This window comes from Pseudomonas sp. P1_F7 (assembly GCF_056405655.1).
Window position 1 is genome coordinate 1 of record NZ_JBFUBR010000011.1, and the last position, 18,802, is coordinate 18,802.

Sequence of the window (18,802 nt, forward strand, 5' to 3'; positions counted from 1 at the left end):
GGCTGCGGACGAGGCACGGTGTACTCGCCCTTCTCAGTGTCGTCAGCCACGTTGCGCGGGATCGGCAACAGCGGATCCAGACGCTTGGCGGTACGGACATCCTGCGGTATTTGCATCGGTGCAGTCTGTTGCGCTTGCAGGTAATCGCTACCACGGTCACGGAAATAACCTTCCGGGCCCCAGATCCATCCGCAGCCACTGGTGCTGGAGATAATCAAGGCAAGTGCGGAAAGTCCGGCCATTCGCTTCATGCGTTGTACTTCCTCAATTAAACCAGGACGCTGCACTGGCGCAGGGCCGTGCGGAGCGTTTCGTGACAAGGTGCGCTCAGCCAGGTCAACGGCAGGCGAATGCCTTCGTGCATCAGGCCCATTTCAACCAAAGCCCACTTCACCGGAATCGGGTTGGCTTCGATGAACAGGTCCTTGTGCAGCGGCATCAGTTTTTCGTTGATTGCCCGTGCAGTTGCGGCATCACCCTTGAGGGCAGCCTCGCACAGATCGGCCATTTCACGTGGAGCGACGTTGGCGGTGACGGAGATGTTGCCCTTGCCGCCCATCAGAATCAGCTCGACGGCGGTCGGATCATCGCCGGAAAGGACGATGAAGTCCTTGCTTACGCCATCGAGGATGGCTTTGGCGCGCTTGAGGTCGCCAGTCGCTTCCTTGATACCGATGATGTTCGGCACAGTGGACAGGCGGATCACGGTTTCGGCCTGCATGTCGCAGGAGGTGCGGCCGGGAACGTTATAGAGAATCTGCGGGATGTCGACCGCTTCTGCGATGTGCTTGAAGTGCAGGTACAGGCCTTCCTGGGTCGGCTTGTTGTAGTACGGCACGACCAGCAGGCAGGCGTCGGCGCCGGCTTCCTTGGCATTACGGGTCAATTCGACGGCTTCGCGGGTCGAGTTGGCGCCGGTACCGGCGATCACCGGAATGCGGCCATTGACCTGCTTGACCACAGCGCGGATGACTGCGATGTGCTCATTGACGTCGAGGGTTGCCGATTCGCCGGTGGTGCCGACGGCGACAATGGCATGGGTGCCGTTTTCAAGGTGGAACTCCACGAGTTTGCTGAGGCTGTCCCAGTCAAGACGCCCCTGTGCATCCATGGGTGTGACCAGTGCCACCATACTGCCCGCAATCATGAAACCGCTCCTGCCGGAAAAAGAGAGCCGTAATGGTACTGGCGCCAAGATGCTTGCACAAGCGAAGTACTGTGCTGCCGCCATTCCCCTTGGCGCCGGTTTTCGCTACCCTTCAGACTTTGATCGGTACAGACAAGCTCGTCCGTCGGGTTTCAGCCTCCATTTTCGGCATCACAAGCCCTGATCCAGCGTTGCCACGCCTCGCTCCCGCCCTGCCGGAGCAGGTCGCAACCTGTCACTTGAGGCTTTCTGAGTTCGCATCCGCAGGCTCGCTCCCGGCAAATCAGCCCTTCGACGTATCGACCGCTCATCGCTTTAGGAATGCTGCATGTCCACCCCCACAGTTCGCGAACAATTCCTTGTCATCAGTGCCCTCGGCGCCAACCCCATGGAGCTGACCAACGTCCTGTGCCGCGCCAGCCATGAAAACCGCTGCGCCGTTGTCACCTCTCGCTTGACGCGCCATGGCGAATGCAGTGCCCTGGTGCTGGAAATCTCCGGTAGCTGGGATGCCCTGGCACGCCTGGAAGGCAGCCTGCCAGTGCTGGCCAAGCGGCATGCGTTCACGGTCAACGTGGTGCGCAGCGCCGCTCTGGAAAACCGCCCCCAGGCCCTGCCGTACGTCGCTTATGTCAGCTCTGCCTACCGCTCGGACATCATCAACGAGCTGTGCCAGTTCTTCATGGACCACAATGTCGAACTGGAAAACCTGACCTGCGACACCTATCAGGCTCCGCAGACCGGCGGCACCATGCTCAACGCCACGTTTACCGTGACCTTGCCGCCTGGCGTGCAGATCAGCTGGCTGCGCGATCAGTTCCTGGATTTTGCCGACGCGCTGAACCTCGATGCCCTGATCGAACCCTGGCGCCCACAGAACCCAATGTAAGGAAGCTTTCATGGCCGTTGCCATCGACCAACCGGTTGCCGATTTCGAAGCCCCCGCCACCAGCGGACAAACCGTCAGCCTCGCCGACCTGAAAGGCAAGCAGGTGGTGATCTACTTCTACCCCAAGGACAGCACGCCGGGTTGCACGACCGAGGGGCAAGGCTTTCGTGATCAGTACGCTACGTTCAAGGCCGCCAATACCGAAGTGTTCGGTGTGTCTCGCGACAGCCTGAAATCCCACGAGAACTTCAAGTGCAAGCAGGAATTCCCCTTTGAGCTGATCAGCGACAAGGACGAAGCCATCTGCCAGCTGTTCGACGTGATCAAGCTGAAAAAGCTCTACGGCAAGGAATACATGGGCGTGGATCGCAGCACCTTCCTGATCGACAAGGATGGCGTACTGCGCCAGGAATGGCGCGGCGTGAAGGTGCCGGGGCATGTTGATGCCGTTTTGGCTGCAGCTCAGGCACTGAACAAGGCCTGAGCACCTCAAAAAAATCGCAGCCATGAGCTGCGATTTTTTTATCTCCACCGACTTAAAGCAGCGGCGATACCACCGGCTCCTTGCGCGGCCAAGCGTCCAGCACGGCCTTGAACAGCGTCGCCAGGGGAATCGCGAAGAACACCCCCCAGAAGCCCCACAACCCACCAAACAGCAGCACCGCGCAGATGATCGCCACCGGGTGCAGGTTGACCGCCTCCGAGAACAGCAATGGCACCAGCACGTTGCCATCCAGCGTCTGAATGATCCCGTAGACCGCCATCAGGTAAATGAACTGATCGCTCCAGCCCCACTGGAACAGCGCAATCAGAAACACGGGCACAGTCACCACCACGGCACCGACGTAAGGCACCACCACCGAAATCCCTACCAGCAGTGCCAGCAACGCCGCGTAATTGAGCTCAAGAACAACGAAGGCGATGTAGGTCACGCCACCGCAAATGAAGATTTCGATGACCTTGCCGCGAATGTAGTTGGCGATCTGCCGGTTCATTTCATGCGCGACCCGGGTGATCAACGCCCGCTCACGGGGCAGGTAACCGCGCACCCACTGGCCGATCATGGCCCGATCCTTGAGGAAGAAGAACACCAGGATCGGCACCAGCACCAGGTAGATCATGATGTTCACAAGCAATGGCAGGCTCGACAGCGAGAACGTCAGCGCCCACTGACCAAACTTGCCGATTTCGCCCCGCGCCACTTCGATGGCTCGCAGCACTTGCTCATCAGACACCAGGTGCGGATAGCGCTCGGGTAGCAGCAATAATAGTGACTGCCACTTGGCAAGCATGCCGGGCAATTCGTTGAACAACGTGATCAACTGATGCCACAGCAACGGTACGACCACCACGATAAACACCAGCAAAAGCCCCATGAATAGTGCAAAGACCAGCCCCACCGCGACCCAGCCCGGTACGCGCAGGCGCTCGAGGGTCACCACCAGCCCTTGCATCAGGTACGCCAGCACCATCCCGGCGAGCACCGGCGCCAGCATACCGCCCAGGGTCAGAACGACGGTGAACGCCAGAAACAGCAGGACAGCCAGCACCACCGCTTCTTCATCGGAAAAATAGCGCTGAATCCAGTCGCGTAACACTTTGAACATCAATAATCCTTAGGGGCAAACGCAGCCGATTTCAGGCTTTTTTCAACCAGTAGCGGTAAACACCCGCATCTTCTTCTTCAAGAAGCAGGGTATGACCGGCCAATCGGGCAAAGGTGCGAAAGTCGCGCTGCGAACCCGCATCGGTGGCGATGACCTTGAGTACCGCACCACTGGCCAGCCGATTGAGCTCCATCTTGGCCTTGAGCAACGGCAACGGGCAATTCAAGCCACTGGCGTCCAGTTCAACGTCATGCTCTACAGCGTCGGTCATTGCATCACTCCGGGTCAGGTGGTTGAGTTGCCTAGAATATCTGGTCGCAACGCCGGTGTCCGGCTACAGTAAGGTCTTTGTCGACTAAGGCTCTGTGCATGACTTTTTTGCGCCCCACCCTGCTGACGCTCGCTTGCCTGCTCGCCTCACCGGGCTTCGCCGACGACCTGCCGTCACTCGGCGACGCCAGTTCTGCCATTGTCTCGCCGCAACAGGAATATCAGCTCGGCCGCGCCTGGCTGGCCATGTTGCGCAGTCAGGTTTCGCAGCTCAACGATCCGCAACTCAAGGATTACGTGGAATCCAGCGTCTACCGACTGGTGGAGACCAGCCAGGTCACTGACCGGCGCCTGGAGTTCATCCTGATCAATAGCCCGCAACTCAACGCCTTTGCGGCGCCGGGCGGGATCGTCGGGGTCAACGGTGGCTTGTTCCTCTACGCCCAGACCGAAGGCGAATACGCTTCGGTACTGGCGCACGAACTGGCTCACTTGTCGCAACGCCACTTTGCCCGGGGCGTCGAAGCGCAGCAACGCATGCAAGTACCCATGATGGCTGCATTGCTGGCGGGTATCGTGGTGGCAGCCGCAGGTGGCGGTAACGCAGGGATCGCGGCCATTGCCGGCACACAGGCCGCAGCCATCCAGGAACAGCGGCGATTCTCCCGCCAGAACGAGCAGGAAGCCGACCGTATCGGCATCCTCAATCTGGAAAAGGCCGGTTACGATCCCCGCTCGATGCCCAGCATGTTCGAGCGCCTGGGGCGTCAGTACCGCTACGATGCCAAGCCACCGGAATTTCTGCTGACTCACCCGGTCACCGAGTCGCGTATCGCCGACACCCGCAACCGCGCCGAACAGTTTCCAGCGGGCGGTATCGAAGACAGCATGCGCTACCAACTGATCCGCGCACGCGTACAACTGATCTATGAAGAAACACCGGGGCTTGGTGCCAAGCGCTTCCGCGCCCAGCTCGACGAGAACCCGAAAAACGACGTGGCACGCTACGGCCTGGCGATCGCCCAGATCAAGGGTGGCCAACTGAACGAAGCACGGGAAAACCTCAAGCCGCTGCTGGCCAAGTCACCCAACGAAATCATCTACAACCTGGCTCAGGTCGATCTGGATATCACCAACAATCGCCTGGCGGATGCCCAGTCCCGGGTTGACCGGTTGATGGGTCAATACTCTGGCAACTACCCGCTGAACCAGGTGCGAGTCGACCTGCTGCTCAAGCAGAACCGTACTGCGGATGCGGAGAAAGCCCTCGAAGGCCTGCTCAAGTCGCGCCCGGATGATCCGGACGTGTGGTATCAGGTTGCCGAGACGCGCGGCCTGTCGGGCAATATCATCGGCCTGCATCAGGCTCGCGCCGAATACTTTGCACTGGTCGGGGACTACAAACAGGCCATTCAGCAACTGGACTTCGCCAAACGCAAGGCCGGCACGAACTTCCCGCTGTCTTCGCGGATCGACGCACGGCAACGCGAACTGATGGAACAAGAGCGCATGATCAAGGACATGATGGGCTGACGCCCTCGGAGACAAAAAGTCCGGACACAAAAAAACCGCCTCTTTCGAGGCGGTTATTCATTCAACCAACAACCGGGCTATTCAGCCAGTTTGAAGGTGATGAAGCTCGCACGACCCTGACGCAGTACCCGCATCGACACCGAGCGGTTCTTTGGCAGCGCCTTGGCGATGTCCGCGAACTCCTTGGTGGAACCGATAGCCTGGTTGTTCAGGTGGGTGATCACATCACCCGGCTGCAAGCCGATCAGAGCGGCAGGACCGTCCTGCACTTCCTTGATCACCACACCACCTTTGAGGTCGTATGTTTTCTTCTGGTCGTCAGTCAGCTCGACCACGGAAACACCGAGGCGATTGCTGCTGCGCTCGATGCTGGATTTTGGCTCGGCGCCCATCTCCTTGCCTTCTTCCGGAATTGCACCGACGGTCAGTTCGACATTCTTGCGCTTGCCGTCACGAATCACTTCCAGATTGGCTTTTGCACCAGCCTTCAATGCGCCAACGAGGTGCGGCAGGTCGGCCGACATAACGATTGGCTGGCCGTTCATGCTCAGGATCACGTCGCCAACCTGCAGGCCACCCTTGGCAGCCGGGCCATCATCCTGGATCTGGGCAACCAGCGCACCCGCCGGCTTCTCCAGACCGAACGACTCGGCCAGGTCCTTGCTCACTTCCTGAATCACGACACCCAGCCAGCCACGGCTGACCTTGCCACCGGATTTCAGCTGATTGGAAACATCCATGGCCACGTCGATCGGGATTGCAAACGACACGCCCATGAAGCCACCGGAGCGGGTATAGATCTGCGAGTTGATCCCGACCACCTCACCGTTCAGGTTGAACAGGGGGCCGCCCGAGTTACCCGGGTTGATCGGCACGTCGGTCTGGATGAACGGCACATAGTTTTCGTTCGGCAGGCTGCGACCGACGGCGCTGACGATGCCTTGGGTCACTGTGTGGTCAAAGCCGAATGGCGAACCGATCGCGACCACCCATTGGCCTGCCTTCAGGTCCTGGGATTTACCGAGCTTGAGCACCGGCAGATCCTTGCCTTCGATTTTCAGCAGCGCCACATCGGAACGTGGATCGGTACCGATCAGCTTGGCTTTCATTTCGCTGCGATCAGCCAGACGAACGAGGATTTCGTCAGCATCGGCGATCACGTGGTTGTTGGTCAGGATATAGCCATCAGAAGAGATGATGAAACCCGAGCCCAGGGACGTTGCCTCGCGCTGACGGTCACGAGGTGAGCGGGATTGTGGGGGCATGCCCCGTTCGAAGAACTCGCGCAGCATTGGCGGCAAGCCTTCGAGGTCGGGCATCTGTTGGCTGACTTTGCGATCCGGCAGCTTTTGCGTGGTACTGATGTTCACGACCGCAGGCGAGGCCTGTTCGACCAGTTGCGTAAAGTCAGGCAATTCGACCGCTTGGGCGGTGACCGCCTGACCGAGCACCAGCACGGTGGCAATAATGGAAAGGTAGGACTTCAAGCGTGGTATCGACATACGGCTCCCGTTACGACGAGCATGGTTAAGCGATATGGAGCAAGGAACACCGGGAACAATACGCCGGTATTTTTGTTCCGGGAACAACAAACAAGGCCAGAGCCGAGGGGCTCTGACCTATAAGAAATTTACGGGTTTTTTGCAAATTGAAATGCTCACGAAACATTTCGAATTCAGCTCACTGCTTGGTTGCAGCGGCGTCGGTACGCATCGAAAGCGCTATCCGTTCAGCAGTACCGACCGGTATCTCGCCGACGACGGTCACCATCATGTCACCCTGTGCCGTGCTCAAGCGCCGGGAAACCGCAACGGTCGGCCCCAACTGAGTACGGGTGTCGGTGACTGTTGCGCCATTCAACGGTTCGAGGAATACCGAAAAGCGCGTCAGACCATCGTCATACATCAGGCTATTGACCTGGGTTTTGGTCTCCGGATCCTTGCGAGCGGTGCTGCTGGTCAGTTCGAAGCCGGGAGGCAACCAGTCGGAACGCCAGACCTGGGCAGACTTGACGGCAGAAGCCTTGTCACTTTCAAGATTGACCGGTTTGCAATCATTACTGGCCTGCAGGTCTTTTTCGGAAGGAACGTCAGCGGTATCCAGTTGCGTGAACTGGAAGCGCTCCAACAACCGCCCCTTGTCGTCCAGTAGCAAGGACTTCAGAGGCAGGCCGGTCTCTTTATCCAGATGCAGTTCAAAACCGTAGCGGTGCTGATCGCGGGGTGTCAGCGATACGATCACCGCCGGACGCCCGGCGACACGCGACTTGCCGATGACGGCGAGGTCATACCAATTCTTGAGCTTTTGAGGATCGAGTGCACGGGCAGCGGAGTTGGGGGAGTCCCCGAGACCTGCTATCAGCGTGCCGCTGACGCATTGAGTTTGCCCATCAATGCGAACGACTTCCTGAGCGGAACCGTCGAGCTGGATCAATCGCTCGCGGACCTTTCCATCCTGGACGCGGTGCCAGATGTTGTGGGTAGAAAAACTACCATTACGCTCGTAGACGAAAGTACCCTGAAAGCTTTGCTGTTGCTCTGCCTGACCCAGGCGGGTCAACCAGTCCTGGGCATCATCGGCTTGGGCTGGAACGATGAACCAGCCGCTGAGCAGAAGCGAAAGTAGAGGTATGGCGCGCATGATCCTCCTTAACGGTTTTCCAGACTTGCGGCACGAGCATACGGCAGAGCGCTCTCAGTGCCTTTCAGTGCAGCCTGTTGTGCATGTTGGCGCAAGTAACCTGGCAGACGCTGATCGTGCCAGCCTGGCTGACCTTGCAAAACGCCGTTGGCCATTGGGCCGGTAGCTTCCGAACTCTCATTGTAGCCTGCCAGAACAGCAGGACCTTTTACTTGAGGAACGGCCAGTGCGGGTTGACTGGATTGCTGGGCCAATTCGACACCGGCGATCTCATCCTGGTTGTACAGACGCACACCGGCCAGCACCGCCAGGGTCACGGAAGCTGCGACCGCCAGACGACCCAGGCTGCGCCATGGACCACGGGAAGGTTTTGCCGGTACGGCTTCGTCAGCCAGAGCAGCAGAAATAGCCGCAGCGATGTCCAGACGTGGAAGCAGCAGATCCTTGTGCATCACTGCCCGAGCGATCTGATAACGAGCCCAGGTTTCACGGGTTTCAACATCGTCGCAGGCATTCAATACCCGACGCAATTCCAATTCGTCCGCTTCGTTATCCATCACTGCGGACAGCGATTCCTGCAGGGCTTCACGACTCATGGCGTTCCTCTCTTGGCTGTCGCCGCTGTCTTTAGTTTTCCTGCAACAACGGCTGCAGGGCTTTGTCGATGGCCTCCCGGGCGCGGAAGATCCGGGAGCGCACGGTGCCTACCGGACATTGCATGACGCTCGCAATGTCCTCGTAACTCAGACCATCAAATTCACGTAAAGTTAAAGCCGTACGCAAATCTTCCGGCAGTTGCTGAATGGTTCGATGGACGGTGCCTTCGATCTCATCCCGCAGCAAAGCCCGCTCTGGCGACTCGAGATCCTTGAGGCCATGATCGCCATCGTAGAACTCTGCATCCTCGGAACTGACATCGCTATCCGGCGGCCGGCGGCCGCGTGAAACCAGATAGTTTTTCGCCGTGTTGATGGCGATGCGGTAAAGCCACGTATAAAACGCGCTGTCTCCGCGAAAATTTCCAAGTGCACGGTATGCCTTGATAAAGGCTTCTTGTGCCACATCCTGGGCTTCATGGGTGTCGTGCACGAAACGCACGATCAACCCGAGAATTTTGTGCTGGTATTTCAGCACTAGCAGATCGAAAGCACGCTTGTCGCCGCGCTGAACGCGTTCGACCAGTTGCTGATCCTCTTCCTGGGTTAGCATGAACACTCCTCGATGAGCTCGGAGGAGGATTGCAGAAGTAAACCACCAGACTTGCAAACATAGACTCGGGCTTTTCGCAAAAGTTCTCCCCCTCCAGGCAAGTTTCCTGCGGGCTCTGATTTGGCACGCACGAAAAGCGCAGCGCGAGTTGACCCGGCTGCGCGGATAATCTTGTCATCGGATTCTTCAGCAAGGATCGAACTGCAATCCCTCACTGAAACCGACGCTGTCCCTTGTTTCAGGCAACCGTCTATTGATCTTGGCCCTTTGGCAAAAGTTCCAAATATTTATAGCTGTGCCAATCCGACATTGTGCAACCGTGAAGGGAAAAAGACTGTTAAATCGGCGATACAGTCATTCTGGCGCCCAACGGGCAGAAAAACATCCGACGAAGCGACCCATGTTTTGCGTCACAGTAGTTTCACAATGCCATGCTAGCTCGGGTATTGTGCCGCTCCCCCCCTCTATATACTAGTGGGCTGCGCGGCTGCATTGACTCGACAGTCCAGCTGCGCCACCCCCGACCCGGGTCGCTTTGAGCGGAATCCTGAAATGAGCCAACAGTTTCAACACGATGTTCTGGTAATTGGCAGCGGTGCTGCCGGCTTGAGCCTTGCGCTGACCTTGCCCGGTCATTTGCGCATTGCCGTACTGAGCAAGGGCAACCTCGCCAATGGCTCGACTTTCTGGGCCCAGGGCGGCGTTGCGGCCGTGCTGGATGACACCGATACCGTTGAATCCCATGTCGATGACACGCTCAATGCCGGCGGCGGCCTGTGCCACGAGGACGCTGTGCGCTTTACCGTCGAGCACAGCAAGGAAGCCATTCAATGGCTGATCGACCAGGGCGTGCCCTTTACCCGCGATGAACAATCGGGTAACGAAGATGGCGGGTTCGAGTTCCACCTGACCCGCGAGGGCGGTCACAGCCATCGGCGCATCATCCACGCCGCCGATGCCACGGGCGCTGCCATTTTCACAACCCTGCTCGACCAGGCCCGGAAACGACCGAACATCGAACTGCTGGAACAGCGGGTTGCGGTTGACCTGATCACAGAGAAACGCCTGGGACTCGAGGGTGATCGCTGCCTCGGCGCCTATGTACTCAATCGTGGCACCGGCGAAGTCGACACCTACGGCGCCCGCTTTGTGATACTCGCCTCCGGCGGTGCGGCCAAGGTTTACCTCTACACCAGCAACCCTGACGGCGCCTGCGGTGACGGCATCGCCATGGCCTGGCGTTCGGGCTGCCGGGTAGCGAACCTGGAATTCAACCAGTTCCACCCTACTTGCCTGTATCACCCGCAAGCCAAGAGCTTTCTGGTCACCGAAGCCCTGCGAGGCGAAGGCGCGCACCTGAAGCTGCCCAACGGCGAGCGCTTCATGCCGCGCTTCGATCCACGGGCCGAGTTGGCGCCACGGGACATCGTCGCCCGGGCCATCGACCATGAAATGAAGCGTCTGGGCGTCGATTGCGTCTATCTGGACATCAGCCACAAGCCCGAAGCCTTCATCAAGACGCACTTCCCGACGGTGTACGAACGCTGCCTGGAATTTTCCATCGACATCACCAAGCAACCGATTCCGGTGGTCCCGGCGGCGCACTACACCTGCGGCGGCGTGATGGTCGATCAACAGGGCCGCACCGACGTGCCGGGGCTGTACGCCATTGGCGAAACCAGTTTCACCGGCCTGCACGGCGCCAACCGCATGGCCAGCAACTCGCTGCTGGAATGTTTCGTTTATGCCCGCTCAGCGGCCGCGGACATTCTCGAACAGTTGCCCCGGGTTTCGATGCCCGCCACCCTCCCCGTCTGGGATGCGAGCCAGGTCACCGATTCCGATGAAGACGTGATCATTGCGCACAACTGGGATGAGCTGCGGCGATTCATGTGGGACTACGTCGGCATCGTGCGCACCAACAAGCGTCTGCAACGGGCGCAACACCGCGTGCAATTGCTGCTGGATGAAATCGACGAGTTCTACAGCAACTACAAGGTCAGCCGGGATTTGATCGAACTGCGCAACCTGGCCCAAGTGGCCGAGCTGATGATTCTGTCAGCCATGGAGCGCAAGGAAAGTCGTGGCCTGCATTACACCCTCGACTACCCGAACCTGTTGCCGGTCGCGCTGGACACTATTCTGGTGCCGCCCACCTACGTCGGCTGAATTTGAGCCGGACCCGCAGGCGTCGGTGCACATCCGCCGCCTGCGCATCCCGGGGCACGCAAATGGCCCTGACCCGGCGTTCGCCACGCAGACGGAAACGCAGCACCACCACCAACGGCAGCGCCAGGCTGTCCGGCCGTAGCTGCACAGGCTGCCAACCCTTGGCCCGACTCCACAACTGCCAGCCATCGACATCGCGCCGCAAGCCGCAAAAGGCTTGCGGGTGGGTCAGCAGGATTTGCCGGGGCAACAGCCAGACTCCATGAGCCACGCACAGCACAACGCCGAGCGAGCTGGCCCAGAGCGGAATTGACAGTAAATACAACGAACCCAACGCGAACAGCTGGGCCAGAAGATACGCCGCCAGCAACTGCCGAGAGGCATGCCAGCGGCATTCGAACGAATTACTTGGGCTGGACACGATCCAGGATCATGCGAACCATGCGTTGCAGCTCAGGATCTTCGGATTCGCTGCGTTCCATGAACCAGCCGAACATGTCCTGATCTTCGCATTCGAGCAACCTGACGTAGCAGGCGCGATCAACCTCGTTGAGGTGCCGATAAACCTCTTTCACAAACGGCACCAGCAACACGTCAAGCTCAAGCATGCCGCGGCGGCTGTGCCAGTAGAGGCGGTTCAGTTCAACATCTTCGACCATGGAGCGCTCCTCAAATAGGCCGCAAGTATACAGGCCCGCGCCCGGTCGAACAGTCGGCTTTGGTCGGGCACCGGTGATCCTTTGTGAACTACCCATTTCGAAGGCGCCCCCTTATGATGTCCGCCAGACTCTTTACCCTGCGATGACCCATGGCCGATTCTGCTTTTTTCTGCACCCTTTCTCATGAAGGTGTTCTCGCGGTCCGCGGCGCGGACGCCAGCAAATTCCTGCAAGGCCAACTGACCTGCAATCTCAATTACCTGAGCGATTCCCGGGCCAGCCTCGGTGCGCGCTGTACGCAAAAAGGCCGGATGCAATCGAGTTTCCGCATCCTGCTCGAAGGGGACGGTGTGGTCCTGGCCATGGCCACCGAACTGCTCGAACCGCAATTGGCGGACCTGAAAAAATACGCGGTGTTCTCCAAGTCGAAACTGACCGACGAAAGTGCCGCCTGGGTCCGCTTCGGCGTCGACCATGGCGACGCCGCACTGGTCAGCCTCGGCCTGGATCTGCCGACAGAAACCGACAGCGTCGTGCGCAACGATGGGCTGATCGCCGTCCGTGTCTCGCCTGAACGTGCCGAACTGTGGGTCGCCGCCGGCCAAGCCGATGCGGTCAAAGGCAAGCTTTCGGCAGTACTGAGCGAAGGCGATCTGAATCAATGGCTGCTGGGCCAGGTCCGCGCAGGGATCGGCCAGGTCATGCCCGGCACCCGCGAGTTGTTCATCCCGCAGATGCTCAACCTGCAAGCGGTCGGAGGCGTGAGTTTCAAGAAAGGATGCTACACCGGGCAGGAAATCGTCGCGCGGATGCAGTACCTGGGCAAACTCAAGCGCCGTTTGTATCGCCTGCAACTGGCTGCCAGCGAATTGCCTGAACCGGGTACTGCGCTGTTTTCCCCGACCCACGGCAGCTCCATCGGCGAAGTGGTGCTGGCTGCCCGCGCCGGGCAAGACATTGAACTCCTGGCGGTGTTGCAAGCCGAAGCAGCAGAGAGTGGAGACATCCACCTGGGCGCGCTCGAAGGGCCGTCCCTGCAGCTGCTCGACCTGCCATATGAACTGGACCGCGATCGCGAAATCCAGCAATAACGGCAGCACTTGGTGCGACACCTAGAGAGACTAAATGAGCGAGCTGGCGGAAAAGGTCCAAAAGGATTTGGTTGAGGCCATCAATAACGATGACCTGGTTCTGCCAACGTTACCGGAAGTGGCCCTGCAAATTCGCAAGGCCGCAGAAAACCCGGAAGTCAGCGTCAGTACCCTGAGCAAAGTGATCGGCCGTGATACCGCGCTGTCGGCACGCCTGATCAAAGTGGTCAACAGCCCACTGTTGCGCGCGGCCCAGGAAGTGACCGATCTGCATACCGCGATCACCCGCCTGGGCATCAACTACAGCTGCAATCTGGCGATCGGCCTGGTCATGGAGCAGATTTTCCATGCCCGCTCCGACGTGGTGGAACAGAAGATGCGCGATGTCTGGCGTAAAAGCCTGGAAATCGCCGGCGTCAGCTATGCCTTGTGCCGCCGCTACACCCGACTCAAGCCCGATCAGGCGGCCCTTGGCGGGCTGGTCCATCAGATCGGCGTGCTGCCGATCCTGACCTATGCCGAAGATCACTATGAGCTGCTGTCCGACCCGGTCAGCCTCAATCATGTGATCGACCAGATTCATCCGCTGATCGGCGAAAAACTGCTAAAAGTCTGGGAATTTCCCGACATGCTGGTGCAAGTACCGCGGTTGTACCTGAACTTCAAACGCCAGTCTGCGCAGGTCGACTATGTGGATTTGGTGCAGGTGGCCAGCCTGTATTGCCACAAAGACACTGACCATCCGATCTCGCGCATCGATCCCTTCAGCGTGCCTGCTTTCGTCAAACTCGGGATCGATCCGGACGACAAGGCGATGTGTGCCGACCTGGAAGAAACGCGCTCGATGTTTTACTGATCCAAAACCGCGCCGCCACCATCGCGAGCAAGCTCGCTCCCACAGGATTTGTGGTGCTGCATAGATCCAGTGTGGGAGCGATGGGGCCAGAACAAGCCCCATCAATCTCCCGCAACAAAACTCACCCGCACCTTCAACCCTGCGTGCTCACCATCATGCAGGCTGATCTGCGCCAGATGCGCGCGGCAGATCTCACCGACGATCGCCAGACCCAACCCGGAACCGGCCACTTGCTGATTGCGTCGGTAAAAGCGCTCGAATACCCGATCGCGCTCCTCAAGAGGTATACCGGGGCCATCATCTTCGACTTCCAGCACCGCGGGCGCCGAGACGCGCAAAATCACGTTGCCACCTGGCGGCGTGTGAGCCAGTGCGTTGTCCACCAGATTGCTCAGCAGTTCGTTCAATAGCGTCGGCTCGCCCCGCAGCCAGACGGGTTCATCCGCCTCCAGCGCCAGTGCGATACCGCGTTTGTGGGCCAACGGCGCCATGGCCATGCCCAGCTCCCGAGCCAATTGACTCAGGTCCAGTAACTGCGCGCCGCCTTCGGCAATCGCCCGGGCGCCATTTTCGACCCGCGCCAGGGAAAGCAACTGATTGGCCAGATGGGTCAAGCGATCAGTGCCCTGGGCGGCGGTCTCCAACGTGCTGCGCCAGGTATCGGGCTCGGCCGAGCGCATGCCCAGTTCCAGCCGCGCCTTGAGTGCTGCCAATGGTGTTCGCAGTTCGTGGGCGGCATCGGCGATGAATTGCGCCTGTTTCTCGAACTGCCCACGCAAGCGCTCGGTAAAGTGATTGAGTGCGCGTACCAGCGGCCACAACTCGCGCTGTACCTCCACCAGCGGCAAGGGCCGCAGGTCGTCCGGCTGACGCTCCTCCACAGCCGTGCGCAAGCGCTCCAGCGGGCGCAACGCGGCACTCACTGCGAACCACACCAACATCAAGGCCCCACCCGCCAGCATGCCCAGGCGCAGCAACGTATCTGTCGCCAGACTGCGGGCCATGCTGACGCGCGCTTCATCGGTTTCCGCTACGCGGATTTCTGCCATGCCGTTCATGTTCGGCTCGCTCACGGGCTTGAGCAGGCTCACCACACGCACGTTCTGCCCACGATATTGGGCGTTGTAGAAACGTGCCAGCGCCGGATAGTCATCGGTGCGCGGCGTTCCCGGCGGTGGCGCCGGCAGGTTTTCGTAACCGGAAATCAGCTTCTGATTGATGTCGTTGACCAGGTAGAAAATTCGTCCGGCACTGTCGTAGGCAAAAGTATCGAGGGCCACGTAAGGCACGTCGGCACTCAGGGTGCCGTCGCGCTGGGAGACGCCGGCGGCGATGGTTCGCGCCGAGGCCAGCAGGGTCCGGTCATAGGCCGTGTCGGCAGCTTCGCGCCCGTTCCAGTAGGCGCTCAATCCACTGGCCAACATCAACACCACCAGCAGCAGCGCCAGGTTCCACAGCAACCGCCAGCGCAGGCTGCTGGGCTTATGCATCGCGGCTTTCCAGCAAGTAACCGAGGCCGCGGAAGGTCACGATGGCGACCGGCTGGCCGTCGAGTTTCTTGCGCAGGCGGTGCACGTAGATTTCGATCGCATCGGGGCTGGCTTCTTCATCGAGGCCGAATACTTGCGAAGCCAGTTGCTCCTTGCTCATCACCCGGCCGGGGCGTGCGATCAGGGCTTCGAGTACGGCCTGTTCGCGGGAGGTCAGGGTCAGCAATTCTTCGCCGAGGGTGAAACGCCGGGTTTCCAGGTCATAGGCCAGCACACCGCAACGCTGAATGCGTTCACCGCCCAGCACGCTGCGGCGCAACAAGGCTTTGACCCGGGCTTCGAGTTCGGTCAGTTCGAACGGTTTGGCCAGGTAGTCGTCGGCGCCGAGGTTCAGGCCGTGGACCCGATCCTTGACGTCGCTGCGGGCAGTCAGCATCAACACCGGCAGATTCTTGCCCCGCGCCCGCAATCGCGCCAGCACTTCGAAGCCATCCATGCGCGGCAAGCCGACATCGAGGATCGCCATCGCGTATTCCTCGCTGCCCAGCGCCAGGTCGGCTGCCACGCCATCGTGCAGAACGTCAACGGTCAGCCCGGTGCTCTTGAGCGCCTGGGCGACACTTTCGGCGAGCTGCAAATGGTCTTCGACGAGCAGAACACGCATGGATCTTTACCTCATTCCGGGATGGTCGACGCCATTCTCTGGCGCGAAGTTTACAGCCGCAACCGCCGCTGTGAAGCCCGAAAACCGTGAAAGTCAGCTGAAAGGTTAGCGAAAGGTTAGCCCGTTACAGTCCAGCCACGGACAGTTTCGACTGCCGTCGCTGCAGCCACACAGCGATACGAAAAACGCCTCGAAGCGTTTTCGACAAATAAGAACAATAAACGGAGTAAGTCATCCATGCAGTCCCTGCAGACCCAGGCTATCGCGCCTGCCCGCCTCTCCCGTTTCAACCACACTGCGCTTGCCAGCGCTGCCGCCCTTGCCGGCTTTTCACCGTTGAGCCAGGCCGCATTCTTCGAAGACAGCTCGGCCACTTTCGAAACCCGCAACATGTACTTCAATCGCGATTATCGCGACGGTACCAGTGCCCAACAGTCCAAGCGTGACGAGTGGGCCCAGGGCTTCATGCTCAATCTGAAATCAGGCTACACCGACGGCACCGTGGGGTTCGGTGTCGATGCGCTGGGCATGATGGGGGTCAAGCTCGATTCGAGCCCGGACCGTACCGGTACCGGCCTGCTGCCGACCGACGATGGGCGAGCCGTCGACGAATACTCCAAGCTCGGCCTGACCGGCAAAATGAAAATCTCCGCCAGCGAGCTGAAAATCGGCACCCTGATTCCGGAACTGCCGATCCTCAAACCCAACGACGGGCGCATCCTGCCGCAGACGTTTGAGGGCGGCATGCTGACCTCCAAAGAGATCAAGAACCTGACCTTCACCGGCGGGCGTCTGGACAAGGCCAAGGATCGCGACAGCACCGACTTCGAGGACGTAGCCCTCAACAACAAGAACAGCCGCTTCGCCGGAACGGTGGCTGGCAAGCACTTCGATTTTGGCGGCGTGGACTACAAGTTCACCGACAAAATCACCGGCAGCTACCACTTCGCGCAACTCGATGAAGTCTACAACCAGCACTTTATCGGGCTGGTTGCTTCGCAACCGTTCGGCCCCGGCACCTTTGGCACCGACCTGCGATTTGCCATCAGTGACGACCAGGGCGAAGCCCGCGGCGGCCCGATCGACAACAAATCCCTCAATGGTCTGGTGAGCTACGCCCTGAGCGGGCACAAGTTCAGCGCGGGCTACCAGAACATGTCTGGCGACAGCGCGTTTCCGTATGTGGATGGCAGCGACCCGTACCTGGTGAACTTCGTGCAGATCAACGACTTTGCCGGGGCCGAAGAGCGCTCCTGGCAAGCGCGTTATGACTTCGACTTCGTCACTCTCGGCGTCCCCGGTCTGACCTTCATGAGCCGTTATGTGAGCGGTGACAACATCAAGCTCAAGAACGGTGACGAAGGCAAAGAATGGGAACGCAACTCCGAGATTAAATATGTTGTACAAAGCGGCGCACTCAAGGATGTCGCCGTGCGCCTGCGTAATGCCACCTACCGTTCCAACTACTCCGCTCGCGATGCCGATGAAGTGCGTCTGCTGGTGAGCTATAGCGTTGCCCTTTGGTAATTCAATACGTCAATAACAACAACTCCCAAGGAGACTTGAATGAACCTGTCAATGCGTAAACTAGCCCTCGCCGCCAGCGTCCTGCTGTTCACCGGCCAAGCGCTTGCCGAACCCAAACGCCCGGAATGCATCGCCCCGGCCTCGCCCGGCGGTGGTTTCGACCTGACCTGCAAACTGGCGCAAAGCGCGCTGGTCAATGAAAAGCTGCTGACCAAACCGATGCGCGTGACCTACATGCCCGGCGGTGTCGGCGCGGTGGCGTACAACGCGGTGGTTGCCCAGCGTCCGGCCGATGCTGGCACTCTGGTGGCCTGGTCCAGCGGTTCGCTGCTGAACCTGGCCCAAGGCAAGTTCGGTCGTTTCGATGAAACCAACGTGCGCTGGCTCGCTGCCGTTGGCACCAGCTATGGCGCCATCGCGGTGAAAAGCGATTCGCCTTACAAGACCCTCGACGACCTCGTTCAGGCACTGAAGAAAGATCCGAGCAAAGTGGTGATCGGTTCCGGCGGCACCGTCGGCAGCCAGGACTGGATGCAAACCGCGCTGATCGCCAAGGCCGCCGGGATCAACCCGCGTGACCTGCGTTACGTTGCCCTCGAAGGTGGCGGCGAGATTGCCACCGCCCTGCTCGGCGGCCACATCCAGGTCGGCAGCACCGACATCTCCGACTCCATGCCGCACATCCAGAGCGGCGACATGCGCCTGCTGGCGGTGTTCTCCGACAAGCGCCTGGACGAGCCGGAAATGAAGGACATTCCGACAGCCCGCGAGCAAGGCTACGACATCGTCTGGCCGGTGGTGCGCGGCTTCTACCTAGGGCCAAAAGTCAGCGACGAAGACTACGCCTGGTGGAAAGCCGCCTTCGACAAACTGCTGGCGTCCGAAGACTTCGCCAAGTTGCGCGATCAGCGCGAGCTCTTCCCGTTCGCCATGACCGGCCCGGAGTTGGACACCTACGTGAAGAAGCAGGTCGCGGACTACAAAGTGCTGGCCAAAGAGTTCGGCCTGATCCAGTGATCGTCTCTGTCTAGCGGCCGCGGCTCCGTTTGGC

At 59.6% G+C, this 18,802-nt stretch carries 19 protein-coding genes and 1 pseudogene; 8 read left to right on the forward strand and 12 right to left on the reverse strand.

Annotation, left to right across the window (positions count from 1 at the left end; genetic code table 11):
• Window positions 1-251: pseudogene (locus tag AC1D1M_RS17070) on the reverse strand (outer membrane protein assembly factor BamC); the annotation flags it as partial.
• Window positions 252-268: 17 nt separating this feature from the next.
• On the reverse strand, window positions 269-1,147 hold the full coding sequence (gene dapA / locus AC1D1M_RS17075; RefSeq protein WP_477776556.1) for a 4-hydroxy-tetrahydrodipicolinate synthase: 879 nt from the start codon (window positions 1,145-1,147) through the stop codon (window positions 269-271).
• A gap of 328 nt (window positions 1,148-1,475) precedes the next feature.
• Between dapA and AC1D1M_RS17080 the strand changes: the two genes are divergently transcribed.
• A complete protein-coding gene (locus AC1D1M_RS17080; RefSeq protein ID WP_007984753.1) occupies window positions 1,476-2,036 on the forward strand; it encodes a glycine cleavage system transcriptional repressor in 561 nt (186 codons plus the stop codon).
• Between the two features lie 10 nt (window positions 2,037-2,046).
• Window positions 2,047-2,520, forward strand: a complete 474-nt coding sequence (locus tag AC1D1M_RS17085; protein WP_477776557.1) for a peroxiredoxin — start codon at window positions 2,047-2,049, stop codon at window positions 2,518-2,520.
• A 52-nt stretch (window positions 2,521-2,572) separates the two neighbouring features.
• On the opposite strand, the gene AC1D1M_RS17090 is transcribed toward AC1D1M_RS17085, so the two are convergent.
• Complete coding sequence (locus tag AC1D1M_RS17090; protein WP_150727526.1) at window positions 2,573-3,643, reverse strand: AI-2E family transporter; 1,071 nt, start codon at window positions 3,641-3,643, stop codon at window positions 2,573-2,575.
• Between the two features lie 31 nt (window positions 3,644-3,674).
• A complete protein-coding gene (locus AC1D1M_RS17095; RefSeq protein ID WP_223463000.1) occupies window positions 3,675-3,914 on the reverse strand; it encodes a sulfurtransferase TusA family protein in 240 nt (79 codons plus the stop codon).
• A 98-nt stretch (window positions 3,915-4,012) separates the two neighbouring features.
• On the opposite strand from AC1D1M_RS17095, the gene AC1D1M_RS17100 reads away from it, so the two are divergent.
• Window positions 4,013-5,446 (forward strand): M48 family metalloprotease, encoded by a 1,434-nt coding sequence (locus tag AC1D1M_RS17100; RefSeq protein WP_477776558.1) that lies wholly within the window; start codon window positions 4,013-4,015, stop codon window positions 5,444-5,446.
• A gap of 77 nt (window positions 5,447-5,523) precedes the next feature.
• Here the strand turns inward: AC1D1M_RS17100 and AC1D1M_RS17105 are convergent, their stop codons facing one another.
• The 4 genes from AC1D1M_RS17105 to rpoE form a co-directional block, all read right to left on the reverse strand.
• A complete protein-coding gene (locus AC1D1M_RS17105) occupies window positions 5,524-6,948 on the reverse strand; it encodes a DegQ family serine endoprotease (RefSeq protein ID WP_477776559.1) in 1,425 nt (474 codons plus the stop codon).
• Window positions 6,949-7,126: 178 nt separating this feature from the next.
• Window positions 7,127-8,086: a MucB/RseB C-terminal domain-containing protein gene (locus AC1D1M_RS17110; protein WP_477776560.1), complete on the reverse strand. Its 960-nt coding sequence runs from the start codon at window positions 8,084-8,086 to the stop codon at window positions 7,127-7,129.
• Window positions 8,087-8,094: 8 nt separating this feature from the next.
• Window positions 8,095-8,682, reverse strand: coding sequence for a sigma-E factor negative regulatory protein (locus AC1D1M_RS17115; RefSeq protein WP_477776561.1), 588 nt, complete (start codon window positions 8,680-8,682; stop codon window positions 8,095-8,097).
• A 31-nt stretch (window positions 8,683-8,713) separates the two neighbouring features.
• The gene (gene rpoE, locus AC1D1M_RS17120) at window positions 8,714-9,295 is read right to left on the reverse strand and encodes an RNA polymerase sigma factor RpoE/AlgU (RefSeq protein ID WP_003172477.1); all 582 of its coding nucleotides are present in this window, start codon (window positions 9,293-9,295) and stop codon (window positions 8,714-8,716) included.
• Window positions 9,296-9,847: 552 nt separating this feature from the next.
• Here rpoE and nadB point away from each other — a divergent pair.
• Entirely contained in the window at window positions 9,848-11,464 is a 1,617-nt protein-coding gene (nadB, locus tag AC1D1M_RS17125; protein ID WP_477776562.1) for an L-aspartate oxidase, read from the forward strand.
• Here the strand turns inward: nadB and AC1D1M_RS17130 are convergent.
• Window positions 11,433-11,885 (reverse strand): protein YgfX, encoded by a 453-nt coding sequence (locus tag AC1D1M_RS17130; RefSeq protein ID WP_477776563.1) that lies wholly within the window; start codon window positions 11,883-11,885, stop codon window positions 11,433-11,435. The genes nadB and AC1D1M_RS17130 overlap by 32 nt on opposite strands.
• Window positions 11,869-12,123, reverse strand: coding sequence for an FAD assembly factor SdhE (locus AC1D1M_RS17135; protein WP_057716026.1), 255 nt, complete (start codon window positions 12,121-12,123; stop codon window positions 11,869-11,871). Before AC1D1M_RS17135 ends, AC1D1M_RS17130 begins: the two co-directional genes overlap by 17 nt.
• A gap of 149 nt (window positions 12,124-12,272) precedes the next feature.
• Here AC1D1M_RS17135 and ygfZ point away from each other — a divergent pair, with 149 nt between their 5' ends.
• Together ygfZ and AC1D1M_RS17145 are read left to right on the forward strand one after the other, a co-directional pair.
• On the forward strand, window positions 12,273-13,214 hold the full coding sequence (gene ygfZ, locus AC1D1M_RS17140; RefSeq protein ID WP_477776564.1) for a CAF17-like 4Fe-4S cluster assembly/insertion protein YgfZ: 942 nt from the start codon (window positions 12,273-12,275) through the stop codon (window positions 13,212-13,214).
• Between the two features lie 34 nt (window positions 13,215-13,248).
• Window positions 13,249-14,070 (forward strand): HDOD domain-containing protein, encoded by an 822-nt coding sequence (locus tag AC1D1M_RS17145; RefSeq protein WP_477776565.1) that lies wholly within the window; start codon window positions 13,249-13,251, stop codon window positions 14,068-14,070.
• Between the two features lie 101 nt (window positions 14,071-14,171).
• Here the strand turns inward: AC1D1M_RS17145 and AC1D1M_RS17150 are convergent, their stop codons facing one another.
• Both AC1D1M_RS17150 and AC1D1M_RS17155 read right to left on the reverse strand, forming a co-directional pair.
• Window positions 14,172-15,560, reverse strand: a complete 1,389-nt coding sequence (locus AC1D1M_RS17150; protein ID WP_223533470.1) for a sensor histidine kinase — start codon at window positions 15,558-15,560, stop codon at window positions 14,172-14,174.
• Window positions 15,553-16,224: a response regulator gene (locus AC1D1M_RS17155; protein WP_007979804.1), complete on the reverse strand. Its 672-nt coding sequence runs from the start codon at window positions 16,222-16,224 to the stop codon at window positions 15,553-15,555. The genes AC1D1M_RS17150 and AC1D1M_RS17155 overlap by 8 nt, the downstream gene beginning before the upstream one ends.
• 237 nt (window positions 16,225-16,461) lie before the next feature.
• Here AC1D1M_RS17155 and AC1D1M_RS17160 point away from each other — a divergent pair, with 237 nt between their 5' ends.
• Window positions 16,462-17,751, forward strand: coding sequence for an OprD family porin (locus AC1D1M_RS17160; protein WP_477776566.1), 1,290 nt, complete (start codon window positions 16,462-16,464; stop codon window positions 17,749-17,751).
• 39 nt (window positions 17,752-17,790) lie between these two features.
• The gene (locus tag AC1D1M_RS17165) at window positions 17,791-18,768 is read left to right on the forward strand and encodes a Bug family tripartite tricarboxylate transporter substrate binding protein (RefSeq protein WP_110662037.1); all 978 of its coding nucleotides are present in this window, start codon (window positions 17,791-17,793) and stop codon (window positions 18,766-18,768) included.
• Window positions 18,769-18,802 lie beyond the last annotated feature (34 nt).